Raw genomic sequence first — 26,895 nt, forward strand, 5'->3', positions numbered from 1 at the left:
CCGCCCGGTCCGCGCCCCTCGAAGGCGGAGCGCGGCGCTCCGCCCGCGCTGTCCCCCAGCCGATCGGCGGCGCTCCGATCACTCGCCCGCGGTCGTCGCTCGGCTCGCGGCGCTCATCAGAGGTAGAGGCCGGTGTTCTCCTGGGTGGCCGGTGCGTGGCTGACGACGCCGTCGCGGAGGGCGAAGAGCTCGGCGAGGGTCGCGCCGGAGGGGGAGAGCCCTTCGGTGGTGCCGAGCCAGCGGGCGGCCTCGTCGTGGGGGAAGGCGCCGACCTCGATCTGGGCGAGGCAGCGGCCCGGACGGGTGACGGCAGGGTGGAGGTGGGCGAGGGCTTCGTTGGTGGTGATGGCCACCAGGACGTCACGGCCCTGGCCGAGGAGCCCGTCGGTCAGGTTGAGAAGGCGCGACAGACCCTGCCCGGTGGCCTCCTTGGCGCCGGACCTGATCAGCTCGTCGCAGTCCTCCAGCACCAGGAGCCGCCACCGATCCCCGCTGTCGCCTCCGTCGTGGTCATGGTCGTCGGAGCCGACGGCGACCTCCATGAGGTATCCGGGAGAGTGGAACAGCTGCTCGGGGTCCAGCACGCAGTCGACCTGGCACCACGACCGCCACTCGTGGGCGAGCGTGCGCAGCAGCGTCGTCTTGCCGGTGCCCGGCGGCCCGTGCAGCAGGATCAGCCGGCCGTGTGCCTCCGAGGGGGTGACGGACATCAGCCGCGACAGCGGTTCGCTCACGGACCTGGCGTAGTTGCCGGAGACCCCCGCCCAGGGAGCGGCGGTGATCGGCTTCTCCGAGCGGCGGCTGCCCCGGGGCCCCTGCCACCAGAAGCCCATCGTGACGTGGTCGCTCTCGGGGGCGGGCTCCTCGGCGTCCCTCGTGATCTCCTCGATCACCGAGCGGGCCAGTCCTTCGTCGACCGCGGTCACGCTGACCGTGGCGGCGCGGTTGCGGTAGCGGACCACGCGCAGGGTCCAGCCCTCTCCGCACAGCAGCCGCGAGTCACGACCGTCCTTCTCCGAGGCCGCACGGACGAGCGTTCCCGAGGCGGGGGCAAGAGAGGCGTCGGGACGGACCCGCTCCAGGTTCGCGGTGCGCGACCAGGGCTGGGCCCCGGTCGCGAAGGGGGACAACGCGAGGGCGTCGATCACGTCCACCGCCGCGTCGCCGTCGTCGAGCCAGATCTTCATCGGCAGCTCGACCGGGCGCGGCTCGGGCTGGAAGTCGACCTCCTTGAGTACGGACATGGCGCCAATGATCCTCGTGGGGCGCCCTCCGGTCGAAGGGTTTTCGCACCGGACTCAGGAGGCCGCCGGGGAAGCAGGGGCCTCGGGGGCGGTGCGAAGCAGGGCGTCGACCAAAGGGCTCGGCGGGCGGGTGAGCGGACCGGTGAGGACGAGGGCGCGGGTCAGGGACGGCTTCAGCGGGATCATGACTAGCCCGGGGGTGAGGAGACCGCGGCCGAGGTCGGGAACCGTCGAGACGCCGATGCCCGCGGCGATCATTCCGATGAGCGTGCCGAGCTCGCGCACATGCTGGACAGGGGCGTAGGGGACACCCGCCAGGGAACACAGAAGGCGGGTCTGCGGCTCGCAGCCCCCCTTGGAGACGAGCAGCGGATCCTCCGTCAACTCGGCCATCGTGACGTGTTCCTGGCCGGCGAGGGGGTGGTCGGTGCGGACCACGGCGTGGAAGGCGTCGCGGCCCACCACCACATGCGCGGGAGGAGGAGGCAGCGGATCGACAAGGACGGCGGCGTCGACGACTCCGGTCTCCAGCCAGGGAGACAGCTCGTCGTCGTCGCCCTCGAAGACCTGCACCTCGACACCGGGGAGTTCCGCGCGCCACGTCCGCATGAGCTGGGGGAGCAGCCCGCAGCAGACCGTGGGCGGGGCGGCGACGCGGACGACTCCGGTGTGCTGTCCCAGGTGTGCGGAGACGGCCTCGTCGATGGCGGAGACCGAGGCGAGCGCCGCCTGGGCGTGCGGCAGGATCGTCATCCCCAGGGCGGTGGGCCCCACGCCTCCGTGTCGCAGCACCAGCGGTGCGCCGAGAGCGCGCTCAAGTGCGGCGAGCGCGTGGGAGACCGCCGACTGGGACATGCCCAGCTCCTCGGCGGCCGCGCCGAAGCCACCGTTCGCGATCACAGCGGCGAAGACTCGGAGCTGCGCGACCGTGGCCCTCATGAGGACATCTCATCACACTGCTGGGGCAACTCATTGGACACATGCTCAGAGCCTGATGAGACTGCTCCGGTGACCCGTGAAAGAACCCTCCCGGCATCTCCGCAGGTGCGGGTGGCCGACGCCGCGCCGCTCCCGGCGAGCAGGTCCGTGCTCGCCCGATATCTCGCGCTCGCCCTGACCTGGGGGGCGAGCTTTCTGTTCATCAAGGTCGCCCTCACCGGCCTGTCTCCCGTCCAGACGGTGCTGGGCCGTCTCACGCTGGGAGCACTCACCCTCAATGCGATCATGCTGGTCACCCGCCGGAGATGGCCGAGGCAGCCGAGACTCTGGGCGCACCTGGGGGTGGTCGCGCTGCTGCTGTGCGTGGTGCCGTTCCTGATGTTCGCCTGGGCCGGGCAGCACATCCCCTCGGGGCTCTCCAGCATCTACAACGCCACGACGCCGCTGATGACGATGTTCGTGACCCTGGCCGCGGTCCGCCAAGAGCGCCTGAACGCGGCCGGCGTGCTCGGCCTGCTGCTGGGCGCGGCCGGTGTCGTCGTCGTCCTGGCCCCGTGGAACCTGAGCGAGGCCGGTCCCGGATGGGCGCAGGCGGCCTGCCTGGGGGCGACGTTCTGCTACGGCCTGGCCTTCGCCTACACGCGGCGCTTCGTGGTCTCCTACGGCCACGACGCCACCACGATCGCCGCCGCCCAGATCAGTGTGGCGGCCCTGGTCATGCTCGCGCTGAGCCCACTGCTGGCAGGCGGTCCGGTGCGCCTGGACCTGCCCGTCGTGGCGAGCATGGCCGCCCTGGGCATCCTGGGTACGGGGCTCGCCTACATCTGGAACACCACGGTCATCGCCCGTTGGGGGGCGACGGCCGCCTCGACGGTGACGTACCTGACCCCGCTGGTGGGGGTCGTCCTCGGGGTGCTCGTCCTGGGTGAGACGCTGACGTGGAATCAGCCGCTGGGCGCGGTGATCGTCGTCATCGGCATCATGACCGGTCAGGGCCTCATCGGCTCCTGGTCAGGTCGCCGGTCTCGGTGACCAGTTCGGGGCCGGGAACGTCCTTCCAGGTGTAGGTCAGGGCATCACCTTTGCGCTTGAGCCACACGGTGCCGGGGACGCAGCCGGTGCCGGAGCCGAGGGTGAAGGTCAACTCCTCGGCGGTGACCTTGGTCAGGGTGATCCGCCCCTTGCAGCCGTTGACCGGTTCCGCCCACTCGGCTCCGTCGTCGCCCTTTCTGAGCGTGACCTCGATCCGCTTCTCACCGGGGGAGAACGGGTTGGTGGAGGTGACGCCGTCACCGGCCCACGCTCCGGCGAAGGAGGCGGGGATCTCGACCCCGTTCCCCGGCGGGGCCGACCTCTCGGTGCCGGAGGGCTCCGGAGTGGACGGGGCCTCGCTCCCGGACGGCGACGACGAGGGCGGCGGGGCGGACGGTGTCGTCCGGCCGGAACCGTCGACGCCGGTCTCGGGGGTGCTCGGAATCAGCCGGGCGGCGACCCCCGCGGCGATCAGCAGCGACACCGCGACGAGGGCCGCGCCGGTGACGACGCCCCGCCGGCCACGGCGGGATTCCTGGGTCGTGAGCGCCGACCGTCCCGGAGGGGCGGCGATCCGGCTGCCGATCCTGGCGAGGTCCTCGGTGGAGGGGTCGGCGGCGACCGGGTCGACAAGGCCGACCATCAGCGCGCGGGCCGTCGGGCGGCGGGCGGGATCCTTGTCCAGGCAGGAGGCGATCAGCCCCGCGAACGCGGGGGGCAGGGGCGACAGGTCCGGGTGGTGGTTGAGGATCCGGTTCAGCACGGCCGGCACGGTGTCGGCGCCGAAGGGAGGACTGCCGCTCGCCGCGCAGAGCATGGTGGCCGCCCAGCCGAACACGTCGGAGGCGGGCGAGGCGGGAGCCCCGCCGATCTGCTCGGGGGACAGGTAGGCGGGGGTGCCGATCAGGCCGGAGGCGGTCGTGGCCGCGCCCTCCGCCCTCGCGATGCCGAAGTCGACCACTCTGGGGCCGTCGGGGCCGAGCAGCACGTTGGCGGGCTTGAAGTCGCGGTGCACCACCCCGGCGGCGTGGATGGCCGTCAGTGCGGTCGCCGTACCGACCACCAGGCGTTCCAGTTCGCCGCCCCGCAGCGGGCCTCGCTCGCGGATCCTCCCCTCCAGCGAGGGGCCGTCGACGAACTCGCTGACCACGTACGGGAGGGGGCCGTCCACGGAGGCGGTCAGCACGCGCGCCGTGCAGAAGGGTGCGACGCTCTCCAGGGCGGACAGTTCGCGGGCGAGCCGCGCCCGCGACGCGGTGTCGCCGCGGAACAGCACCTTCACCGCCACCTGCTCGCCGCTGGGAGCGTGCGCGAGGTAGACGACGCCCTGGCCGCCCTCACCGACTCTCCCTGCGAGCTGGAACGCGCCGAGCCGAACCGGGTCGTCAGGGGTGAGGGGGGTCACGACCATGGGGGAAGGCTATCCGTCTTGTCGGTGATGTGAAGTGTGATGGGTGAACGGATGACACGGAGGAGAAAGGGGAACCGCCCGGTTCGAGGCTGCGTGCCGGATGCCTGGCTCGCCGGTGATCCACGGCGTTCGCGCCGAGGGGAGAGGAACCTGGAAGAGGGGAACGCGCCCCCACCTCGACGGGGCTCGCCGAGTCTCGCGGACCGGGGGGAAGACGCGGTTTAGGGTGCCCGGCAGGGGTTAGGAGAACGGCTGTTTCGCTACCCGACGACCATCCGGAGCCCTTCCCCCATCACACCGCGACAAGGGATCAATTGGTTTAACAGCCTCATTGGTGCCGTGTCAGCCATTACGCTCCGGTAGGGCAATATCACTCAGACAGTGGAGACGTTTCGTGGCCATCGATCTCGTTACTCGCCGTGAGTGGGGCGCCCGCCAGCCGCGCGGTTCCTACAGCAAGCTCAACTCCACCAAGGGAGTGAAGGTTCATTACACGGGTGGCCAGGTCAGCCCGGACATCGTGAACGACCACGCCAAGTGTGTCGCGTTGGTGAAGTCCATCCAGAGCCACCACATGGACGGCAACGGCTGGATCGATGTCGGATACTCCATGCTGGTCTGTCCGCATCGGAAGGTCTTCGAGGGGCGCGGCGTGCGCAACGTCCCGGCCGCCAACGGCGCCGGGCTCAACAGCGACCACTACGCGGTGCTCGGACTGGTCGGCTCCTCGGGATTCACCAAGCCGACCGACGACATCCTGCACGGCATCCTCGACGCCATCGAATACCTCAGGGACAAGGGCGGAGCGGGCAGGGAGATCAAGGGGCACCGCGACGGCTACTCGACCAGTTGCCCCGGCGAGCCCCTGTACGCGTGGGTCAAGCGCGGCGCCCCCCGCCCCGGCGGGGCTCCCAACCCGCCCGGACCTCATCCCTCCTTCCCCGGCCGCACACTCAAGCAGCCGCCGATCATGCAGGGGGAGGACGTCCGCACCTGGCAGCGGCGGATGCGTGACCGGGGCTGGGCGATCGACGTCGACGGCCTGTACGGCCCCGCCTCCAGTGAGGTCTGCAGGAAGTTCCAGAAGGAGAAGGGCCTCGCCGTCACCGGTGCCGTCGACCGCGCCACCTGGGACGCGGCCTGGGAGGAGCCCGTCACCTGACCGCCGCGTGACCGGCTCCCCGGTGGCGTGCCTCGCCGTCGCCACCGGGCGACGGGTCCTGGGGCCGAACCCCCTGCCCACACCCCCTGTTGACGCCGCACCAGCGCGGATCACGCCGGTCACGAGTCACGCCGAACCCCCTGCCCGCACCCCCTGTTGACCCCAGTGTTGGTATTCGTCCGGGGGGCGGGGGAAGTTCTCGGCGGCGCGACGCTTAGGATCCGGTGCATGACCGTGCCGCCTGAGGAGTCTCGATCGGCCGCCGAGTTCCCACCGGTCACCCGTGACCGGTGGCGGGAGCTGGCGCTCGGGGTGCTGCGCAAGTCCGGGGTCGAGACCGACTCCCCGGAAGAGGCGCTGGCCTTCACCACCTACGACGGCGTGACGATCGCGCCGATCTACGACGCGTCCGACCTGCCAGGTGATCCCGGCCTTCCCGGAGCCGCGCCCTACGTCCGCGGCTCCCGTCCCGAGGGTGGCTGGGAGGTACGGCAGCGCCACGAGGTGCCCGACCCCGAGGCGATCCTCGCGGACCTGGAGAACGGCGTCGACTCGCTGTGGCTCGCCCTCGACCCGGAGGATCTGCCACGCGCGCTGGAGCGGGTCCACCTGAACCTGATCTCGGTCACGCTCGACGCGGGCAAGCGGACCCGCGAGGCGGCAGTGGCGCTTTTCGCACTGGCCGGGGAGCGGGAAGCCTCGGCGCCGCGCGGCGCCGAGGCCGCAGCGCCCGGCGGCGGGCCGGGAACGGTGGTGTCCGGCGACGGACCGGGGGCGGTCTCCGGTGCCACCGGCCGCGCGGCCGATGGCGGACCGGGGAGGCTCACGGGGAACCTGGGCGCCGACGTCCTCGCCGACGCGGACACGGCGATCGAGCTGGCCCGCCGCTGCGTCGAGGACCATCCGGGCCTTCGGGCGGTGGTCGTGGACGCCACGCCGTACCACGACGCGGGGGGCGGCGACGCCGAGGAGCTCGGCTGCTCCGTCGCGGCGGGGGTCGCCGCGCTGCGTGCCCTGACCGGTGCGGGCCTCACGATGGAGCAGGCGTTCGGGCAGCTGGAGTTCCGCTACGCCGCCACCGCCGACCAGTTCCTCACCATCGCCAAGCTCAGGGCCGCCCGCAGGCTCTGGGCGCGCGTCGCCGAGGTGTGCGGCGTCTTGGGCGCGGCGCAGCGACAGCACGCGGTGACCGGTTCGGCCATGATGACCGCCCGCGACCCGTGGGTGAACATGCTCCGTACCACGCTCGCCTGCTTCGCGGCCGGTACCGGCGGGGCCGACGCGGTGACGGTGCAGCCCTTCGACGCCCGCCTCGGCCTGCCGGACGCCTTCGCCCGCCGCATCGCGCGCAACACCCAGTCGCTGCTCGTGGAGGAGGCCGGTGTGGCCCGGGTGATCGACCCGGCCGGGGGCTCCTGGTACGTCGAGCGGCTCACCGAGGACCTCGCGGTCAGAGCCTGGGAGTGGTTCCAGGAGATCGAGCGTGTCGGGGGTATGGCCGACGCCCTCGCCTCCGGGTTCGTCGCGGGACGGCTCGCGGCCACCTGGGAGCGGCGTGCGGCCGGAATCGCGAGGCGCCGCGACCCGATCACCGGCGTCAGCGAGTTCCCCGACCTGGCCGAGCGGCCTCTCAGCAGGGAGGCCGGGCCCAGCGGGAGCACCGGGGTGCACTACGCGCAGGAGTTCGAGGCGCTGCGCGATCTGGCCGACGCCCAGGAGACCCGGCCCAAGGTCTTCCTGGCGACCATCGGCCCGGTGGCCTCGCACACCGCGAGGGCGTCGTTCGCGGCCAACCTGTTCCAGGCGGGCGGTATCGCCACCGTGACCGGCGGCGCCGTCACGGATCCCGGCGAGATCGCCGCCGCGTTCGCCGCCTCCGGGGCGAAGATCGCCTGCCTGTGCTCCAGTGACCGGCTGTACGCCGGGCACGCCGAGGCGGTGGCCGCCGCGCTGAGGAGTGCGGGGGCGGTAAAGGTGTGGCTGGCGGGGAAGGGAGATTACGAGGGTGTGGACGGCGATCTCTACGCGGGATGTGACGCGCTCGGCGTGCTCCGGACGACCTTCGACGATCTGGGGGTGGCTCGATGATTCCCGACTTCTCCGGCATTGAGCTCGGTGCGCGGGCGGCGGCCCCCGGCGAGCACCCGGCGGACCTCGCGGCTCCGGATCCCGGCCTGGAGGACTGGGCGCGATCCGTTCGGGAGGCCACCGGGAGCGATCCCGGGGACCTGCTGTGGGAGACGCCGGAGGGCATCGGCGTCAAGCCCCTCTACACCGCCGCCGACCTGGCCGGGCTCGACTTCCTGGAGACCTACCCCGGCGCGGTCCCCTACCTGCGCGGCCCGTACCCGACCATGTACGTCAACCAGCCGTGGACCATCCGCCAGTACGCCGGATTCTCCACCGCGGCCGAGTCCAACGCCTTCTACCGGCGCAACCTGGCCGCCGGGCAGAAGGGCCTGTCGGTCGCCTTCGACCTGGCCACCCACCGGGGCTACGACTCCGACCACCCCCGCGTGGCCGGGGACGTCGGCATGGCGGGCGTGGCCATCGACTCCATCTACGACATGCGGCAGCTGTTCGACGGGATCCCCCTCGACAGGATGAGCGTGTCGATGACCATGAACGGCGCGGTGTTGCCCGTACTCGCGCTCTACGTCGTGGCCGCCGAGGAGCAGGGGGTGGCCCCCGAGCAGCTCGCGGGGACCATCCAGAACGACATCCTCAAGGAGTTCATGGTCCGCAACACCTACATCTACCCGCCGACCCCCTCGATGCGGATCATCTCCGACATCTTCGCGTACACCAGCGAGAAGATGCCGAAGTTCAACTCGATCTCGATCTCCGGCTACCACATCCAGGAGGCCGGGGCCACGTGTGACCTGGAGCTCGCCTACACCCTCGCCGACGGGGTGGAGTATCTCCGGGCCGGCGTCGAGGCGGGCCTGGACATCGACAGGTTCGCGCCACGCCTGTCGTTCTTCTGGTGCATCGGCATGAACTTCTTCATGGAGGTCGCCAAGCTGCGGGCGGCGCGGCTGCTCTGGGCGCGGCTGGTGTCCGGGTTCGGGGCGAAGAATCCGAGGTCGCTCTCGCTGCGGACCCATTCACAGACCTCCGGCTGGTCGCTCACCGCCCAGGACGTCTACAACAACGTCGTCCGCACCTGCGTGGAGGCGATGGCCGCCACCCAGGGGCACACCCAGTCGCTGCACACCAACGCCCTCGACGAGGCGCTCGCACTGCCCACCGACTTCTCCGCCCGGATCGCCCGCAACACCCAGCTGCTGCTCCAGCAGGAGTCGGGCACCTGCCGGGTGATCGACCCCTGGGGCGGCTCCTACTACGTCGAGCGGCTCACCCACGAGCTGGCCTCCAGGGCGTGGGGCCACATCGAGGAGGTCGAGGCCGCCGGGGGTATGGCGAGGGCGATCGACCAGGGCCTGCCGAAGCTGCGCATCGAGGAGGCCGCCGCCCGCACCCAGGCGCGCATCGACTCCGGACGCCAGCCGGTCATCGGCGTGAACAAGTACCGGCCGGACGCCGACGAGCCCATCGAGGTGCTCAAGGTCGACAACACCTCGGTACGCGCCCAGCAGCTGGAGAAGCTGCGCCGCCTGCGCGAGGAGCGCGATCCCATCCGGGTGGAGGAAGCTCTCACCGCGCTTACGAAGGGCGCGGCGAGCGACGGGAACCTCCTCGCGCTGTCGATCGAGGCGGCCCGCGCCATGGCCACGGTCGGGGAGATCTCCGACGCGCTGGAGCGGGTCTTCGGGCGGCACGCGGCGCAGATCCGTACGATCACCGGGGTCTATCGCGAGGAGGTGGGATCCGGCGTGGACGGAGTTCGCGCGGCCTGCGCCGAGTTCGAGCGGCTGGAGGGCCGCCGTCCCCGCATCCTGGTGGCGAAGATGGGCCAGGACGGTCACGACCGGGGCCAGAAGGTGATCGCGACGGCCTTCGCCGACCTCGGCTTCGACGTGGACGTCGGCCCGCTGTTCCAGACGCCCGACGAGGTCGCCCGCCAGGCGGTCGAGGCCGACGTGCACGTGGTCGGCGTGAACTCGCTCGCCGCCGGGCACCTCACGCTCGTGCCCGCGCTCCGCGAGGCGCTGGCCGCGCTGGGCGCGGAGGACGTCATGATCGTGGTCGGCGGGGTCATCCCGCCCGGTGACTTCGACGCGCTGCGCGCGGCGGGGGCGAGCGCGATCTTCCCGCCCGGCACCGTGATCTCCGACGCCGCCCGGGGACTGCTGGCGGATCTGCTCACCCGGCTGGGCCATGACGCGGACGCTTGACGACTACGTTCAGGGAGTGAAGGAGGGGTCCAGGGCCTGGATCGCGCGGGCGATCACGCTGGTGGAGTCCTCCAGGGCCGATCACAGGGACCTGGCCCAGCGGCTGCTCGCCGAGCTGACCCCGCTCTCCGGCGCCGCGCGCAGGGTCGGTATCACCGGCGTGCCCGGTGTCGGCAAGTCCACGTTCATCGACGCGCTCGGCACCCGGCTGACCGGGGAGGGGCACCGGGTGGCGGTGCTCGCCGTCGACCCGTCCTCGACGCGTACGGGCGGGAGCATCCTGGGCGACAAGACGAGGATGTCCCGCCTGGCGGTCGACCCGGCCGCCTTCATCCGCCCCTCGCCCACCTCGGGCACCCTGGGCGGGGTCACCAGGGCGACCCGCGAGGCGATGGTCGTGGTCGAGGCCGCCGGATACGACGTCGTCCTCGTGGAGACCGTCGGCGTCGGCCAGTCGGAGACCGCCGTGGCCGACATGGTCGACACCTTCCTGCTGCTCACCCTGGCCAGGACGGGAGACCAGCTCCAGGGCATCAAGAAGGGGGTGCTGGAGCTGGCCGACGTGATCGCGATCAACAAGGCCGACGGCGCCGAGGGCAGCTCCTACGAGCTGGACGCGCGCAAGGCCGCGAGGGAGCTCGCGGGAGCGCTTCGCCTGCTGGGCGCGGGGCGGACGCCCCCGGTGCTCACCTGCAGCGGGCTGACCGGCAAGGGGCTGGACGAGCTGTGGCGGCAGGTCGTCCACCATCGCGACACCCTGGAGGCCTCGGGGGAGCTCGCCGAGCGCCGTCGCCGCCAGCAGGTCCGCTGGACCTGGGCGCTGATCACCGACAGGTTGCTCACCCGGCTCCGTGAGCACCCCGAGGTCGCGGCGATCGTCGGCCAGGTGGAGTGCGAGGTTCAGGAGGGTGTCCTCACCCCGTCGCTGGCCGCCGACCGCATCCTCGCGGCCTTCGCCAAGGGCGCCTGAGCGCTCGGGAAGTCTGACGGCTCGGGGCTGAGGGCCCGCCGTCACACTGCGTAACGCCAGGTCATCGCATGATTGGCGGCTGATCCACTAATTAAGCGCTCATGTTAAGCGCGTGTTAACAGCGCATGTTAACGAGGATCACGCCCGAAAGTGGTGAGCTTTATATGCTATACACCCTTGATCACTTCTGGTGAGTCATGTGATACTTTGTGCGAAGATTAACTAATGTTGTGATGTGATGCGCTTTAGCGTGTAAAACACAGAATGAGACAGGCGAGGAGGCTCGGAGCGTCCCAGGTGGATTGTCGGCCGAGCGGTCCTGTTCCGTTGGCTGACCAGTCCTGATTCGCGCCCCGGGTGGGAACGGGACACGTGGGGTGTCCCCGTTTTCGAACACCGCCGCGCTCACCCGCGCGGGCGGTTGTCTCGTGCTGCGCGAATTCACGTCACGCGAGGTGGGAGATGTTTGCCTATGTCCATGGACGTGCACGTCCGTGCCGGTCGCCGGGCGAGATCCGTTCCGATGCGTCGAGCCCTGCCCAAGCTTCTCCGCGAACCGGCGGGGGCCCTCGCCGGGTTCGCACGGGAGGCGCGAGGTGAGATCGTCCGGCTGGAGTTGGGGCCCTTTCGCCCCTATCTGATCACACATCCCGATCACGTCCAGCAGGTGATGCGCATCGAATGGGCGAAACACCAGCGCCTGGGAATGTTCTGGCGCCCTCTGGAGCGGCTTTTCGGGCACAGCATCATGAGCGACGGCGAACACTGGCAGAACAGCAGGAAGGTCCTGCAACCCCTGTTCACCACGCGGTACATCGCCACGATCGCCGATGAGGTGTCCAGGCGCGTCGCGGGGCGCGTCGAGGAATGGGACGAGTACGTGCGGTCGGGGCAGGACTTCGACGCGGCCACGGAGATGTCCAGGATCCTCAGCTACATCGTCAACCGGGTGCTGTTCGGGGACAAGTTGAACCGGGAGGACGGGGAACGCATTATCCCCGCCTTCGAACAGGCGTCCTATTCGCTTGTCTACCGGATTCTCATGCCTTTCATGCCGTATTTCATGCGGATACCCGGTGACAAGACCTTTCTGCGGGCCGTCCAGTCGATCGACGACGTGGTGTTTCCGGTGGTGAGAAAGGCGATGGCCCAGCCCGACGACAACGTCGACGTCATCTCCGTGCTCTGCCGGTCCGTCGACGAGAACGGTGACAGACTCACCGAGAAGCAGATCCGCGACGCGCTGGTCAGCGTGTACGCCGCCTCGTCGGAGACCACCGCGATGGTCCTCACCTGGCTGTGGCTGCTCCTTGAGGAGCACCCGGACGTGGAGGCCAAGCTCCGGGCGGAGATCGACGAGGTGGTGGGCGAGGGTCCGGCCGTCCCCGAGGACATCCCCCGTCTCGTCTACACGCGCATGGTCCTGCAGGAGACACTCCGCCTGTACCCGGCGGGCTGGTTTCTCCCCCGCAAGGTCATGGAGGACACGGAGATCGGCGGCATCCGGATCAAGGCCGGATCGTCGGTGCTGGTCACCCCGTACGCCACGCAGCGACTGGAGGAGTTCTGGGAGCGCCCGGAGGAGTTCGACCCCGAGCGGTTCGCGCCCAGCAGGTCCGGGAGCGAGGAGCGCAGGCACAGATACTCCTACTTCCCCTTCGGCGGCGGCCCGCACAGGTGCCTGGGCGAGCCCCTGTTCTACATCGAGGCGCCGCTCCTCGTCGCGAGCATCCTCAGCCGGTTCCGCATGTCGGTGCGCACCCCGGGGCCGTTCGACACCGGCTGGGCCGCCTCGTTGCGTCCCCGGAAGAAGGTCTCGCTGGGCGTGTCCTTCAACGGACGTGACCGGAGCGGGGTCCTGCGATGACGCTACCGCCCGACTCGGACGTCCGGCCCGATTCCTGGCTCCGCTCCAATCCGGACGTCCGGCCAGATCCCGGTGCACGGCTCGATTCCGGCGTCCGGGGGGACGCCAGGGAGGCGGGGGCGATCTGCGCCCGCGCCGGGCGGTCCCAGCGGGACATGCGCGAGTGGGCGGAGACCTATCCCGGCCTGTTCTCCGCCAAGCCGTTCGACGCGGCCCTGTACAGCACGCTCTCACTGGCCATGGCGTTCGGCGGCCCCTGGTTCGGCGCCGAGCAGTTGCGGATGGCGAACAAGGTCTCCCTCTGGGCGTTCGGCCTGGACTGGCTCGTCGACTACGTCGCCACCTCGCTGCCCGAGGTGCGGGCCATCGCCCGGAGGTGCCTGGACGTGGCGGACGGGGCCTCGCCGGTCCCCGATGACGACCTGACCCGCATGCTCGGCGACATCCGCGACGAGCTCGCGGCCTCGCCCGCGTTCCCCGAACTCGGGCCGGTCTGGCGCGACGAGCTGGAGCGCATGCTGGACGGGATGCTCACGGAGTGGCGCTGGAAGACCGACAAGGTCACGCCGACCTACGAGGAGTACCTCGGCAACGCCGACAACCTCGGCTTCTCCTACGCGTTCGCGGCCCACTGGATCCACGTCACGGGCCCCGGCGCGGTCGCGGACGTCGACGCGCTGCGTGAGGCGGGCTGGGCGGTGCAACGGGTCATCCGCCTTCTCAACGACCTGGGCACCTACGAGCGGGACGTCGCCTGGGGAGATCTCAACGTCCTGCTGCTCGGTGTCGGCCGCGCCGAGGTGGAACAGCGGATCGCCGGGCTCGCCGCCCGGAGCCGGGAGCTCGTCGCCCCGCTACGGACCGCCCACCCGGAGCTGGCGGGCTACATGGAACGCCAGATGGACTTCTGCGCGGGTTTCTACCAGGTCGGAGACTACTGGGGGACGTTGTGAGGGGCGACGGCCTGCTGACCATCACGGAACCGGGCACCGAGGCCGGCACCGGGATCCGTACGGAGGATCACGCGGGGATCGCCGCCGGGATCGACGTGGTCGCCGAGGCGCGCGAGCTGGTCGCCGGACTGTCGGCCGAGCCCTGGGGGCAGGTGTCCGCCTCCCCGTACGAGACCGGCCGGGTGGTGAGCCTGGCGCCGTGGCTGGCAGGGCACGCCACCCGGGTCGAGTTCCTGCTCGACACCCAGCGGCCGGACGGTAGCTGGGGGCGTTCCGGCGACCACGCCCTCGTCCCCACTCTGAGCGCGGTCGAGGCGCTCCTGGTCGAACTCGGGCGCGAAGGCTCCTCCGACCGCGCCCTCCTCGCCAAGGCCGTGGAACGCGGGCTGGAGGCCATCGGGAACCGGTCCTTCCAGGCCGGCTGGCCGCCGGACACGCCCGCGATCGAGCTCATCGTCGCCTCCCTGTTCGCCCTGATCGACGGTCACCTCGACGGGGAGGGGCCGCAACCGCCCCCGGGCACGGGCGGCGCCAAGCTGACGGCCGTCAGGGCGTGGCTGATGTCGGGCGCGCCGATCCCGCAGAAACTGGTCCATGCCCTCGAGGTCGCGGGCCCGGAGGCGATAGCCGCCTCGGGAATCCTTCCCACGCCGATGCCCGGCGGGATGGCGGCCGTGGGAGCCTCACCCGGGGCGAGCGCGGCCTGGCTGGCCTCGCCGCCCGAGCCAGGGCCCCGGCCCGGAGCCGAGGTCGCACCCGGGACCGAAGCCGGAGCCGAGGAGCGCGCGGCACGCAGGGCGCGTGACGAGACGGCCGTACGGCGGTATCTGGAGGCCGTCGTGGCCTCCTCAGGCGGTCCCATGCCGTGCACCCTGCCCATCGCCGTGTTCGAGCGCGGCTGGACGCTGAGCTGGCTGCGGCGTGCGGGGATCCCGCTGGACGTGCCGCCGCAACTGGTCGCGAGCCTGCGGGACGGCCTCGGCCCCGAAGGGATCGCCACGGGGCCCGGCCTGCCCGCGGACGCCGACACCACCTCCGTCGCCCTGTACGCGCTCGCGCTGCTCGACGAGCCGCGCGAGCCGGAGGGGCTGTGGTCGTTCGAGCTGGAGACCCACTTCTGCACCTGGCGGGGGGAGGAGGGGATGTCCCCGACGACCAACGCGCATGTGCTCGACGCCTTCGGTGAATACCTGCGCCGCCGTGAGGGAGAGCCCCGCCACGCGGCCGTCGTCGCGAAGCTGGCGGCATGGCTGCGTGACCGCCAGGAGGCGGACGGCAGCTGGACGGACCGCTGGCACGTCTCTCCGTACTACGCCACGGCCTGCTGCGCGATCGCGCTGCGCGAGTTCGGCGGCGGGGAGTCGGCGGGCGCGGTGGGCGGTGCCGTGGACTGGGTGCTCGCCACCCAGCGCGGGAACGGGTCGTGGGGCCGATGGGAGGGCACCGCGGAGGAGACCGCCTACGCGCTGCAGATCCTGCTGCTGACCGACGCCGCGCGGGACAGGCGGTGGCGACAGGCCGTGGAACGTGGATACCGACACCTGCTGGCCGCCCGTGACGGCGAGGCGCCCTCGCTCTGGGTCGACAAGGACCTGTATCTGCCGGTGGCGATCGTCAGGGCGGCTGTTCTGGGCGCGCTTCACCTGGCGCGACGCGCGCTCACCATTCCCGAGGACAACCCGTATTGAGAATTGACCGCGAATTCAAAACAGGACACAAGGGCGCATCCACTCTGTCCGTCTTGAGGGTTTATAGGGACATTGCTAAGGTTCGGCGGGTGTGATGCGGGATGCCCCGCTGATCCCAGCGATGTGGCGACTGTTTGACCTGTTTGACCAGGATGTGTCAACTGCCACGAAAAATGCCGTCTATCTTTTCTGTTTCCCGGGGTGGATACCATGCGCTTGCGTAACGCGAGCTTGCGGACCAAGGTCACGGCACTTCTGGTGTCGCTCACCGCGCTCTGGGCGTTCACGGCATGGGTGACGGTCCGTGACGGTTTGAACATGTTGGGCGTGGCGACTCTCAACACCGAGGTGGCCGACCCGAGCGAGCGGCTCATCGTCGAACTGCAGGCCGAGCGGCGGCTGACCGCGATCACCCTAGGCTCGGTCAGCGCGGAACGCCAACGGCGCGAGGCGATGACCGCCCAGCGAAAGCGCACCGACGCCGCCGACGCGAACTTCAGGGAACTCACCGGCGGCAGCGGGGTGGAACTGCTGGGAAGTCCCGCCCTGCACCGCCGCATCGGCGAGACCCAGCGGTTGCTGGACGGGTTGCCCGCCGCGCGCAAGGCGATCGACGCCGGCCGGGTCAACCGGACCTGGGCGGCCGCGGAAATCACCGGCATCGTCGACTCGATCTTCCGTGTCTATGACTCGCTGGCCACGCTGGACGACGAGGAACTCGCCAAGGACACCCGCACGCTCATCGCGATGAACCGGGCCAGGGACATGCTCTCCCAGGAGGACGCCCTGGTGATGGGCGCCCTGACCGGGGGCAAGTTCTCCGAAGGAGAGCTGGTCAGGTTCACGCAGATGGTCGGCACGCGGCGCTTCCTCACCGAACAGGCGGTGGCCGAACTGCCCCCGGCCGACCAGGAGGCCCACAAGCGGATGGTCGCCGGCGAGCAGTTCACCCGACTGCGCGTCATGGAGAACCAGCTGATCGAGGACCCGAACGTGGTGTCGGCCGGAGTGATCGACGTCACGCGGTGGAGCTCTGACGCCCAGCCCGCACAGGTCAAGTTCACGCAGGCCGTGCTCACGGCCGGCAGCGGAGTGGTCGAGCGGTCGGGTCCGGTCGCCGTCGGTGTCATCGTGCGGCTCGCGCTCGCCGGCGGCCTGGGCCTGGTGGCGGTCATCGCCTCGGTCGTCCTGGCCATCACCACGGCCCGCGCCCTGGTACAGCAGCTGGAGAAACTGCGGGCCGCCGCCTGGGAACTCGCCAACGAGCGGCTGCCCGCCGTGGTCGAGCGGATCGGCCACGGCCAGGTGGTGGACGTCGCGGCCGAGGCGCCCCCCCTCAAGTTCGGAGACGACCAGATCGGGCAGGTCGGCCAGGCGTTCAACGCCGTGCAGCGGACCGCCATCAAGGTCGCCGCGGAGCAGGCGCAGCTGCGCCGCGACATCGCCGACATCCTGCGCAACCTCGCCCGCCGCACCCAGTCGCTGGTGCACCGCCAGCTGAGCGTGCTCGACGTGATGGAACGGCGCGAGAACGATCCTCAGGAACTGCGCGACCTGTTCAGGCTCGACCACCTCGCGACCCGCATGCGCCGCTACGCGGAGAACCTCCTCGTGCTCTCCGGCGCGGCTCCGGGCCGCGCCTGGCGCGACGCGGTCCCGATGATCGACGTGGTCCGCGGCTCCCTCGCCGAGATCGAGGACTACACCCGGGTCGACGTGATGCCCCTGGGCGAGGTCTCGCTGGACGGCAGGGCCGTCAGCGACGTCATCCACCTGATCGCCGAACTCGTCGAGAACGCCGCCTCCTTCTCCCCGCCCTACACGACGGTGCAGGTCGGCGGATACCTCGTCGCCCACGGCTACGCGCTGGAGATCGAGGACCGGGGCCTGGGCATGAGCGCCGCGGACATCGCGGAGGCGAACGAGCGGATCGCGAACCCGCCGGAGCTCAAGCTCTCCGGCAACGCCCGCCTGGGCCTGTACGTCGTCAGCCGCCTGGCCGAACGGCACGACATCCGGGTCACCTTCAAATCCTCCCCGTACGGCGGCACGACCGTCGTCGTCCTCATCCCGCAGGACCTGATCAACGAGGAGGACCAGGGGGCCTCCGTCGGCGTCGGCGTGCCGCAGGCGCGCCCGGCGAGCAGCACCGAGATGAACGGCGCCACCTCCGCGGTCGCCGCGGTCCGCGGCCGGGTGGGCGACCCCCTGGGCATCGCCGGAGTCCCCGCGCAGGCCGAACAGGCGCCTTCGGGACGGCATTCCGCGGGTCCCGCGCCCGGGGAGGAAATCGCCGATCCGACGTTTCCCGGTCGCTTCGCCGATCCCTCGGCACTGAGGTGGTCGCCGGAGACCGGAACGCCCGGCCACCTGCCCGACTTCGCCGCCCCGGGAACTCAGGTCTCGCAGGGCGCCCCCGCGGGCGAAGGCCCCGACGACTCCGGCGCCCACGCGCGTCCCGGCGGCTCCGGGAGCTCGCTGCCGCCCGTGCTGCCCCCGCCCGACAGCAGTCACACGCCGGGCGGTCTCCCGAGGCGCGTTCCCCAGACCCACCTCGCCGCCCCCCTGCAGGAGGACGAGCCCGTGGCCCCGCAGTCTCCGGCCGACGACGCCGACGACGAGCGCTCGCCGGAGACGATCCGCGCGGCCATGTCGTCCTTCCAGGCGGGTACGCGACGAGGCCGCGACGACGCCGCCCAACTGCTCGACCGCGAAGGCGATCCCGTGGGCGAAGGCGGGTCCGCCGTGTGACCCCAGTGAACGATCTCAGATTGCGGGTGCCGGGCAGGCGCCGATGAGCTGCCACGAACCGGCGAGGGAACGCCGGCGGGCGGAAGGAGAGGACAACGAAGTGGTGCAGGGAACAGGGTCTTTCACGGACCTGGCCTGGTTGCTGGACGACCTGGTCTCGCGGGTGGAGGAAGCTCAGCACGGCATCGTGTTCTCCACCGACGGCCTGCTGCTGGCCGCCTCGGCGGGCTTCTCCCCGGCCGACGCCGAGCATCTGGCCGCCGTCGGATCGGCGATCCAGAGCCTTGGCAGGGGAGTCAGCGACCGGGTCGGTGGCGGGCCGATGCGCCAGACCATCATCGAGATGCGGACGGCGTACCTGATCGTCACCGCCGCGGGGCAGGGAGCCTGCCTCGCGGTGTTCTGCAGCGCCGAGGCCGACGTCGGCCTGGTGGCCTACGAGATGGCCATGCTCGTCACCCGCGTGGGCCAGTACCTCACCTCGCCGACCAGAACGGCCGACTCCTCCAGGGCCGACTCCTTCAGGGGCGACGGCCTACGATGAGCATCTTCGACGAGCAGCCAGAGTCCCAGTGGGTCGGCGACGAGGCGGGGCCGATCGTCAGGCCGTACGTCCTGACGCGCGGCAGGACCGAACCGGGTCGCGGCAGGTTCGACCTCATCACCCTGGTGGTGACCATCCGGCAGGTCTCGTCGAGGGAGCCAGGACTGGAGCCGGAAAGTCAGGCCATCGTCCGGCTCTGCCTGCAGCCCCAGTCGGTCGCGGAGATCGCGGCCCATATGAACCTTCCGGCAGGCACGGTCCGTGTCCTGCTCAGCGACCTGCTCGATCAGGGATTCATCGCCATGCAAGAACCGCATTCGGAGACGGACATGCACGACGAGAGGTTGTACAGGGCGGTGCTCGATGGACTCCGTGCGCTCTAGCCGCGACGCCGGACGCGTGAAGCTGCCCAAGGCGATCAAGATCCTGGTCGCCGGTGGATTCGGCGCGGGCAAGACGACGCTGGTCGGCGCGGTCTCCGAGATAGAGCCGCTGCGCACCGAGGAGACCCTGAGCAACCGGGGTATCGGTGTCGACGACCTGCTGGGCGTGGAGGCCAAGCAGACCACCACGGTCGCGATGGACTTCGGCCGTATCACCATCGGTGACGACTACCGCCTCTACCTGTTCGGCACGCCCGGCCAGGAGCGTTTCTGGTTCCTCTGGGACGAGCTCGCGCTGGGCGCGCTGGGCGCGGTGGTGCTCGCCGACACCCGCAGGCTCGCCGACTGCTTTCCCTCGCTCGACTACTTCGAGCGGCGCGAGACGCCCTTCATCGTCGCGGTCAACTGCTTCGACGGGGCCCGCAAGTACGAGCTCGACGAGGTCAGGCTCGGGCTCACCCTCCACCAGGACATCCCGATCGTGCTGTGCGACGCCAGGCAGCGGGAGTCGGGCAAGAAAGTGCTCATCACCCTTGTCGAGCACGCGATGCGGACGCGGCTGGGCGCGGTCTCCTCACAGGCGGACGCCGAACCCGCCACGGGGCAGGCAGCGACCCGCTGACAGCGGCGGACCCCTCCGGGGACCGCCTGGCCTGACGACAGGCGGCGGGACCCGGGTGGCTCCCCGGATCGCGGGTCAGCGGGAACATGCGAGGCTTGTCGGCATGAACCGCCTCTCCCAGGTCGACCTGTCACAGAAGCTCTCCAAGAAGGACGCCTCCGAGCGCCTCGACGCCGCTCTGGACCACCTACTCCGCCTGCGCCTCACACTCGGCGGCCAGGTCGGTGAGCAGCGCATCGGCCCGCCGCTGTGCGTGGTCTTCGAGGGGTGGGACGCCTCGGGCAAGGGAGGGGCCATCAAACGGCTGGTGCGCCCACTTGACCCGCGCCACGTCCGCGTCGCCCAGTTCGCCGCGCCGACATACGACGAGAAGCGCCACCACTTCTTGTGGCGGTTCTGGCCGGTCCTGCCCGGCTGGGGCGGTATGGCCGTGCTCGACCGCTCCTGGTACGGCCGGGTGCTGGTGGAGCGCGTCGAGGGCTTCGCCACCGAGGAGCAGTGGTCCCGCGCGTACGGGGAGATCGTGGAGTTCGAGCGGACCCTCGCCGCCGAAGGCATGATCATGGTCAAATTCTGGATGCACGTCTCCGAGGAGGAGCAGCTCAGGCGTTTCCAGGACCGGGCGGGCGACCCGCTGCGGGTGTGGAAACTCACCGACGAGGACTGGCGCAACCGAGAGAAGCGCCCGCAGTACGAGGCCGCGGTGGAGGAGATGCTCGCCCGCACCGACCACCCCAAGGCGCCGTGGCACGTGGTCCCCGGCGACGACAAGCGCCTGGCCCGCGTCACGGTCGTGGAGACCGTCTGCGCCGCGATCGAGGCCGAACTCACCACCAGAGGCCACGAGCCGGTGATCTCCTCCGCGGTGGGGGCGGCCGCGGACGAATGACGTGTGAGAAGTACGGGAGCGGCGAAGACGCCCCGGGCCCCGGGCACCGGGCAGAATCGAATGGCCGTCCGTTCGTTCGTCATCACCGCTCGTCGTGAGCGGTTCGTCGTGGCGGGTGGGTCGTGGCGGTTCGTCATGGCTTTTCTTCATCGCAGGAGGGTGCGGCGCATGCGGTTGGGGTCGCGGCTGAGCAGGCTGGACCGGCGGGTGTTCGCCATGGTGGCGGGCGCGAGGTTGCCCGGTCTCGAACGCGTCGTCCCCGCGTTGTCACGCGCGGCCGACAACTCGCTCCTGTGGGCCGGAGTGGCGGGGGCGCTGGCGGTCAGCGGGCGACGGCCACTGCGCCGGGCCGCGACCAGGGGACTGCTCGCGGTCAGCCTCGCCAGTCCGTTGGTCAACCTGGTCGGCAAGCAGGCCTTCGGCAGGAACAGGCCGTCGGCGGAAGGGCTCCCGCTCGCCCGGCTGATCAAGATGCCCGCCTCGGCGTCGTTCCCCTCAGGTCACTCCGCCACGGCCGGAGCCTTCGCCGCGGCCGTGGCACTGGAGGCGCCACGCGTGGTCGCTGTCCCCGTCGCGCTCCTCGCGGCGGCCGTCTGTTTCTCCCGCGTCTACACCGGAGTGCACTACCCCGGCGACGTGCTCGCCGGAGCCGGGATCGGTGTGGCGGCGGGGCTGCTCACCCGCCGCATCTGGCCCGACGCCGGTGAGGCGGGCCAGGCGCGCGCCGCCCTCACGGCGCCGTCCGCGCGACTCGACCCCGACGGCGAGGGGGCGATCGCCGTGGTCGACGGCTCCGCCGACGCCGTCGCGGGAACGGCCGAGGCGTTGCGCGTGGCCTTCCCCCGGGCCGAGGTCGTCGAGGTGGCGCCGGGCGACGACCTCGGGGCCGCCGTGCGGGACGCCGCCTCGCGGGCCAAGGTGCTCGCGGTGGCCGGGGGAGACACCGTGGTCAACCTGGCGGCCCAGGAGGCGGTGGGCGGGGCGACCCCGCTGCTGGTCGTCCCCGCGAGCGTGCACGGCCACTTCGCCCGCGCGCTCGGGGTGGAGAGCTCACAGGAGGCCGTGACGGCCTACCACAGCGGCGACCTCGTCGCCGTCGACGTCGGCGAGGTCGCGGGCCGGACGTTCGTCAACACCGCCAGCGTGGGCGTCTACCCGGCGCTGGTGGAGCGTGGGGAGCGAAGGCAGAGCCGGATCGGTAAGTGGCCCGCGCTGTTCTGGGCGATGGCCGAGGCGCTCGGGCCGGGGGGCGCGCGCCCCGTCGAACTCGTCGTGGACGGTGTGCCCCGGCGCGTCTGGATGGTGTTCGTGGGCAACTGCCGCTACGAGGAGCGCGGCGGAGCCCCCTCCAGACGGCAGCGTCTGGAGGACGGCCTGCTGGACATCCGCGTGCTCGCCGCCGCCGACCGGCTGCCCAGGCTGCGGGTGTTCCTCAGCCTGCTGGCGGGACGGGTGAAGCTGTCACGCCACTACCAGCAGTGGCAGGCCGACACGCTGCGCGTCTCCGCACCTTCGGGACGGCTGCCACTGGCGTGCGACGGCGAGACGTTCACGGTCACGGGAGAGGTGGAGTTCACCAAGCGTCCGCGGTCGCTTCTCGTGATCCGGCCGTCCGGCTGATCCCCGTGACGTACCGGCTCGGGGGCGGGACGTCGCCGGCCGCGATCCGCCGTTGCCGGGATCGACCCTCGTCAGCCGATGGCCGGTGGTGAACCGGCAGGTGACCTCGTCGGGGATTGCCGGTCGCCGGACACCGTTTGACGCACAGTGATCGATCCGGCAATAGTTGTGCGGGTGACTTCCCCCCGTTTGCTCGCCTGTGCCGTGGTCACCCTGCTGACCCTCACCGCCTGCACCTCGTCCCCGGATGATCCCGTGGTCGGCCCGGCCACCGCGGGTGGCACCGTGGGAACGGGAACGGCGGAAACGGGACAGGGAGCCGGCGGCCAGATCTCCCTGCCCGCCGTCGTGACGCTCACGCCCGATGAGTACCGGGCCGAGTTGGAGCAGGCGCGCGGCCCGGTGCGTGAAGCGGTGAAGAAGCTCGCCGCGACCGGCGGGCTGAAGACCCTCGGCAAGCAGTTGCAGAAGACCTCCGGAGCGGTGGAGGCCGCGGTGACCCGGCTCTCCGCCCTCGCCCCTCCCGCCGAGGTGAAGGTCCAGCACGACAGCTATGTCGAGGCCCTGGGCCGGCTGCGCACCTCCTTCGACACCGCCCGCCAGGATGCGGAGGACCAGCGGGTGTGCACCGGCCCGGCCGTGCTGACCGGCATGGCCCAGGCGAACCAGCTGTCCGACGTGGAAGACGTCGCCAAGGAGCTGAGCGGTTATCCGGCGAGCGTCATCCCGGTCAAGGCGGCCAAGAAGCGTAATCGCCGACTGTCCAACGGCAGGTTCATCGCCTCCGAAGGACGTCCTGGCCGCGCCTTCCTCGAACTGCGCAACGGCACCAGGCAGGACGCCGTCGTCGTCCTGGTGCGCGGGAAGAAGAAGGCCGTCACCGTGTACGTCCGCAGGAAGTCCAACTTCAAGATCCAGGGTGTGCGGGACGGCAGCTACAAGATCTACTACACCCTCGGCGAGGACTGGGACGCGAAGGCCAAGACCTTCACCCGGTCGTGCAACTTCGAGCAGTTCGGCAAGTCCGTGCGGTTCAGGACCGTCAACACCGGGACCCAGATCCGCTGGACCAACTGGACGATCACCCTGCACGCCGTGACCGGGGGCACCGTGAAGCCCAAGAAGGTCAAGCCGGGCGACTTCCCCGCCTGAGGTTTTCTCCTGCGCCGCCCTGACGCCTCTCCTCTTGGGCGGCCGAGGGCACGGGGGCGTACTTCTCTCGGGACGCGAGGGCGCCGAGGCCGTGAAAACCGCGACCTCATGACGAGGTCGCGGTGTCGCCTCAGCGGATATCAGGTCGAGAAGAGCATCCCGACCCAGCTGCGCTGGCGGTGGTGGCCGTAGTGGCCGTGACGCTGTGCACCCCAGGCGGGAGCGCCGTAGCCGGGAGCACCATGCATGGGAGGCGGCGGGGGCGGCGGCGGAGCTGCGTGGGACTGCGACCACTGGCTTTCCATGCGGGTCAGCGTCTCGAGCTCGCCGTAGTCCAGGAAGATTCCGCGACAGCTCTCACACTGGTCGATGTGGACGCCGTTGCGCTCATAGGTGCGCATGGCGCCCCGACACTTGGGGCACTGCATCTGGCTGGTCTCCTTGTTCTGGCGTGGTAACGAGTAACCACAACCTACTGCGGCACACTATTGCAGGCGCTTCGATGCCGGACAATCCTCAGGCAGGACTCGACGAGCACCTCCTCCACCTCGTCCAGCGGACGCCCCGCCCGCCCCGCGGCTGCCACCGCGGTGGCAGCGAGTTGCACGGTCATCGCCTGCGCCGGTGTCTCCAGCCGTTCCCACGGGTCGCCGTCCGGTCCGGCGGCGACCCCGCCCGCGGCGCGGTAGGCCCCGAGGAAGCGGTACCACACGTCGGGCTCCAGCAGTCCGGCCGCGAACCAGGCGGCGGGCCTGGACAGGTCCCATGCCTGGTCACCGATGCCGAGGTCGTCGATGTCGATGAGGATCCACTCGTCCGGCGCGCGGACCATCTGGCCCATGTGCCAGTCGCCGTGGGTCAGACCGGGAGCCGTCGTATCGGGGAGGTGCGCGCCGGGTGAGGGGAGAAAGGGCAGGCAGGTGAAGGCACGGCGCACCGCCAGTTCGGCGGCGGAGCGGTCGCCCAGGCGGGCGACGGTCGAGGCCACCCGCGCCGGTCCGCCCGCGGCCCGCAGCGGAGGCAGCGCCCGCGCCGGTACGGCGTGCAGCCGCGCCAGCAGCCGGGCGGCGGCCTCCCAGGGGGCCGCGTCCGGATCCGCGTGGTCCACCGGTGTACCGGCCGGCCAGACGGTGACCAGCCGGTCCCCGGCGGTCATGACCTCCTCGGTCACCGGTTGGAGGATGATCCCTCGCAGTGCCGGGTGCGCGGTGGCCCGCATCCGCTCCACCAGCGGTTCCCGCTCCGCGCCCGGCGCGTGCGCCTTGACCACGACGGAACCGGCCCGCACGATGATCACGTCCGGTCTGGTCGGCAGGACCGTGCCGGGCACACCGCCGTATCCGGCGGCGATCCCGAGTAGTTCGTCGATCGGATCCTCGCTGTCCACCCGGCAAGTGAACCACCGGTCAAAGGCTCCGCGCACCGGCGCAATAAAGTGCGAGGTATGAGGATTGGTTTCGCGGTGCCGGTCTCGGGGTCCTGGGCGACGCCGGACAACATGGCGCGGGTCGCCAAGGAGGCCGAAGGGCTCGGCTATCACGAGCTGTGGACCTTCCAGCGCCTTCTCTACCCGCGGGGTCACACCATGGGCCCGACCTATCGCAGCGTGCACGACCCGGTGGTCACGCTCGCCTACCTGGCGGGCCTGACGAGCCGCGTCCGGCTGGGGGTGGCGGTGCTCAACCTGCCGTTCGCCTCGCCCGCGCTGATGGCGAAGCAGTTGGCGAGCCTGCAGGCGGTCTCCGGTGGGCGACTGGACGCGGGGTTCGGCCTGGGGTGGCTGCCCGAGGAGTTCGCCGCCTCAGGAGGGGCGATGGAGCGGCGCGGTCGGCGCGCGGAGGAGTACGTCCCGCTGCTGCGGCGCCTGTGGACGGAGGAGACCGTGGAGCACAGGGGCGAGTTCTACGAGGTGCCCCCGGCGCACCAGGATCCGAAACCGCCCGTCGTGCCGCCGATCCTGCTGGGCGGTTCCGCGGAGGTGGCGCTGAGGCGTGCGGGGCGGCTGGCGGACGGCTGGATCAGTTCGAGCCGGGAGGACCTCGGCGGCATCGGGGAGAGGATCGCCGTCGTCAAGGAGGCGGCGCGTGCCGCAGGGCGCGATCCCGAGGCGCTGCGCTTCGTCACCCGGGGCGTCACCCGGGTCCGTCCCGCGGGAGCGTCCGGCCGCGAGCCGCTGACCGGCTCGTTCGAGGAGATCAGGCGGGACGTCGAGGAACTCGAGGCCAAGGGGGTCACCGAGGTCTTCCACGACCTCAACTTCGACCCGGAGATCGGATCGCCCGACGCCGACCCCGAGGTGTCGATGCGCAGGGCGCTGGAGGCGCTGGAGGCACTCGCGCCCTGAGCGGGAGTTCGGTCCCGCGTACGGGGAGCCGGGCGGCGAACGGAGCCGGTGGGCCGGGTGGCGGCCTCCCAGGGGCCGCGGCGGGCCGCGTGGCGGCCGGAGGTCTCGCGTGGCCGGTCTTTTCACCTTCGAGATGCCCGGATGTACGGGTCTGGTGACGCGGGATCGGCCCGGTCCTGTCATCCTTGGTTCCGATACGTACCCGGCGGGAACACGGGAACAGAGGAGAACGGTGGACGAGCGCAAGCAGATCGAGTGCTGGCTGTCGGACATGGACGGGGTCCTTGTCCACGAGGGACATCCGGTGCCCGGCGCCGACGAGTTCATCCGACGCCTGCGCGAGTCGGGCAAGCGGTTTCTCGTGCTGACCAACAACTCGATATACACCCCGCGCGACCTGGCCGTACGGCTGCGCGCGGCCGGTCTGGAGATCCCGCCGGAGTCGATCTGGACCTCCGCGCTGGCCACGGCGAAGTTCCTGGACGGCCAGCGCCCCGGCGGCTCGGCGTACGTGGTGGGGGAGGCGGGGCTGACCACCGCCCTGCACGAGGTCGGCTACGTCCTGACCGACATCGCCCCCGACTACGTGGTCCTCGGCGAGACCCGCACGTACAGCTTCACCCAGATCACCCGGGCGATCCGCCTCATCGAGGGTGGTGCCCGGTTCATCGCCACCAACCCCGACCCGGTCGGTCCCTCGAACGAGGGGTCGCTGCCCGCCTGCGGCGCGGTCGCCGCGATGATCACCAAGGCGACGGGGGTGGAGCCCTACTTCGTGGGCAAGCCCAACCCGATGATGATGCGCAGCGCGCTGCGGGCCATCGACGGCCACAGCGAGACCACCGCCATGATCGGCGATCGGATGGACACCGACATCGTCTCCGGCATGGAGGCGGGGCTGCACACGATCCTGGTGCTCAGCGGGGTCGTCAGCAAGGACCAGATCGATCGTTACCCGTTCCGTCCGTCCATGGTGGTCGACTCGGTCGCCGACCTGATCGACCTGATCGACTAGGGATCGACCGG

Annotated in this window: 22 protein-coding genes; 17 read left to right on the forward strand and 5 right to left on the reverse strand. The window is 70.9% G+C overall.

Translation table 11 applies throughout. The annotated features are described in order from the left end of the window. Positions 1–116: 116 nt before the first annotated feature. Positions 117–1,244 (reverse strand): DUF5925 domain-containing protein, encoded by a 1,128-nt coding sequence (locus ABZ664_RS09350; RefSeq protein ID WP_362505492.1) that lies wholly within the window; start codon positions 1,242–1,244, stop codon positions 117–119. Between the two features lie 54 nt (positions 1,245–1,298). After that, positions 1,299–2,183 (reverse strand): LysR family transcriptional regulator, encoded by an 885-nt coding sequence (locus ABZ664_RS09355; protein WP_362505495.1) that lies wholly within the window; start codon positions 2,181–2,183, stop codon positions 1,299–1,301. Positions 2,184–2,252: 69 nt separating this feature from the next. Between ABZ664_RS09355 and ABZ664_RS09360 the strand changes: the two genes are divergently transcribed. Then, positions 2,253–3,215: a DMT family transporter gene (locus tag ABZ664_RS09360; protein WP_362505498.1), complete on the forward strand. Its 963-nt coding sequence runs from the start codon at positions 2,253–2,255 to the stop codon at positions 3,213–3,215. Here the strand turns inward: ABZ664_RS09360 and ABZ664_RS09365 are convergent. Next, a complete protein-coding gene (locus ABZ664_RS09365) occupies positions 3,181–4,626 on the reverse strand; it encodes a serine/threonine-protein kinase (RefSeq protein WP_362505501.1) in 1,446 nt (481 codons plus the stop codon). The genes ABZ664_RS09360 and ABZ664_RS09365 overlap by 35 nt on opposite strands. A gap of 394 nt (positions 4,627–5,020) precedes the next feature. On the opposite strand from ABZ664_RS09365, the gene ABZ664_RS09370 reads away from it, so the two are divergent. The 14 genes from ABZ664_RS09370 (at position 5,021) to ABZ664_RS09435 (ending at position 23,525) form a co-directional block, all read left to right on the forward strand. Then, on the forward strand, positions 5,021–5,788 hold the full coding sequence (locus tag ABZ664_RS09370) for an N-acetylmuramoyl-L-alanine amidase (protein ID WP_362505504.1): 768 nt from the start codon (positions 5,021–5,023) through the stop codon (positions 5,786–5,788). 228 nt (positions 5,789–6,016) lie between these two features. Further along, on the forward strand, positions 6,017–7,876 hold the full coding sequence (locus tag ABZ664_RS09375; protein WP_362505507.1) for a methylmalonyl-CoA mutase family protein: 1,860 nt from the start codon (positions 6,017–6,019) through the stop codon (positions 7,874–7,876). Then, the gene (gene scpA / locus ABZ664_RS09380) at positions 7,873–10,086 is read left to right on the forward strand and encodes a methylmalonyl-CoA mutase (RefSeq protein WP_362505510.1); all 2,214 of its coding nucleotides are present in this window, start codon (positions 7,873–7,875) and stop codon (positions 10,084–10,086) included. The genes ABZ664_RS09375 and scpA overlap by 4 nt, the downstream gene beginning before the upstream one ends. Further along, the gene (meaB, locus tag ABZ664_RS09385; RefSeq protein WP_362505513.1) at positions 10,070–11,056 is read left to right on the forward strand and encodes a methylmalonyl Co-A mutase-associated GTPase MeaB; all 987 of its coding nucleotides are present in this window, start codon (positions 10,070–10,072) and stop codon (positions 11,054–11,056) included. The genes scpA and meaB overlap by 17 nt, the downstream gene beginning before the upstream one ends. Before the next feature lie 478 nt (positions 11,057–11,534). Beyond that, positions 11,535–12,923: a cytochrome P450 gene (locus tag ABZ664_RS09390; protein WP_362505516.1), complete on the forward strand. Its 1,389-nt coding sequence runs from the start codon at positions 11,535–11,537 to the stop codon at positions 12,921–12,923. Continuing rightward, positions 12,920–13,876 (forward strand): terpene synthase family protein, encoded by a 957-nt coding sequence (locus tag ABZ664_RS09395; protein WP_362505520.1) that lies wholly within the window; start codon positions 12,920–12,922, stop codon positions 13,874–13,876. The genes ABZ664_RS09390 and ABZ664_RS09395 overlap by 4 nt, the downstream gene beginning before the upstream one ends. After that, positions 13,873–15,564, forward strand: coding sequence for a prenyltransferase/squalene oxidase repeat-containing protein (locus tag ABZ664_RS09400; RefSeq protein WP_362505523.1), 1,692 nt, complete (start codon positions 13,873–13,875; stop codon positions 15,562–15,564). Before ABZ664_RS09395 ends, ABZ664_RS09400 begins: the two co-directional genes overlap by 4 nt. Before the next feature lie 210 nt (positions 15,565–15,774). Then, positions 15,775–18,315, forward strand: coding sequence for a nitrate- and nitrite sensing domain-containing protein (locus ABZ664_RS09405; RefSeq protein WP_362505526.1), 2,541 nt, complete (start codon positions 15,775–15,777; stop codon positions 18,313–18,315). Positions 18,316–18,415: 100 nt separating this feature from the next. Further along, positions 18,416–18,859 (forward strand): roadblock/LC7 domain-containing protein, encoded by a 444-nt coding sequence (locus ABZ664_RS09410; protein WP_350943732.1) that lies wholly within the window; start codon positions 18,416–18,418, stop codon positions 18,857–18,859. Further along, positions 18,856–19,242, forward strand: coding sequence for a DUF742 domain-containing protein (locus ABZ664_RS09415; protein ID WP_362505529.1), 387 nt, complete (start codon positions 18,856–18,858; stop codon positions 19,240–19,242). Before ABZ664_RS09410 ends, ABZ664_RS09415 begins: the two co-directional genes overlap by 4 nt. Next, the gene (locus ABZ664_RS09420; protein WP_362505532.1) at positions 19,223–19,864 is read left to right on the forward strand and encodes an ATP/GTP-binding protein; all 642 of its coding nucleotides are present in this window, start codon (positions 19,223–19,225) and stop codon (positions 19,862–19,864) included. Before ABZ664_RS09415 ends, ABZ664_RS09420 begins: the two co-directional genes overlap by 20 nt. 103 nt (positions 19,865–19,967) lie before the next feature. Continuing rightward, positions 19,968–20,753: a UDP-galactose-lipid carrier transferase gene (locus tag ABZ664_RS09425; protein ID WP_362505535.1), complete on the forward strand. Its 786-nt coding sequence runs from the start codon at positions 19,968–19,970 to the stop codon at positions 20,751–20,753. A 168-nt stretch (positions 20,754–20,921) separates the two neighbouring features. Then, a complete protein-coding gene (locus ABZ664_RS09430) occupies positions 20,922–22,373 on the forward strand; it encodes a phosphatase PAP2 family protein (RefSeq protein WP_362505538.1) in 1,452 nt (483 codons plus the stop codon). Positions 22,374–22,547: 174 nt separating this feature from the next. Continuing rightward, positions 22,548–23,525 carry a hypothetical protein gene (locus ABZ664_RS09435; protein ID WP_362505541.1) on the forward strand — a complete coding sequence of 326 codons (978 nt, stop codon included), beginning with the start codon at positions 22,548–22,550 and terminating at the stop codon, positions 23,523–23,525. Positions 23,526–23,665: 140 nt separating this feature from the next. On the opposite strand, the gene ABZ664_RS09440 is transcribed toward ABZ664_RS09435, so the two are convergent. Beyond that, positions 23,666–23,953, reverse strand: a complete 288-nt coding sequence (locus ABZ664_RS09440; RefSeq protein WP_362505544.1) for a zf-TFIIB domain-containing protein — start codon at positions 23,951–23,953, stop codon at positions 23,666–23,668. A gap of 44 nt (positions 23,954–23,997) precedes the next feature. Beyond that, positions 23,998–24,912, reverse strand: coding sequence for an aminoglycoside phosphotransferase family protein (locus ABZ664_RS09445; protein ID WP_362505547.1), 915 nt, complete (start codon positions 24,910–24,912; stop codon positions 23,998–24,000). Positions 24,913–24,969: 57 nt separating this feature from the next. Between ABZ664_RS09445 and ABZ664_RS09450 the strand changes: the two genes are divergently transcribed. Further along, a complete protein-coding gene (locus ABZ664_RS09450) occupies positions 24,970–25,869 on the forward strand; it encodes a TIGR03619 family F420-dependent LLM class oxidoreductase (RefSeq protein WP_362505550.1) in 900 nt (299 codons plus the stop codon). A gap of 271 nt (positions 25,870–26,140) precedes the next feature. Then, entirely contained in the window at positions 26,141–26,884 is a 744-nt protein-coding gene (locus tag ABZ664_RS09455) for an HAD-IIA family hydrolase (protein ID WP_362506315.1), read from the forward strand. Positions 26,885–26,895 lie beyond the last annotated feature (11 nt).

This window comes from Streptosporangium sp. NPDC006930, assembly GCF_040635605.1.
Taxonomy (GTDB): domain Bacteria; phylum Actinomycetota; class Actinomycetes; order Streptosporangiales; family Streptosporangiaceae; genus Streptosporangium.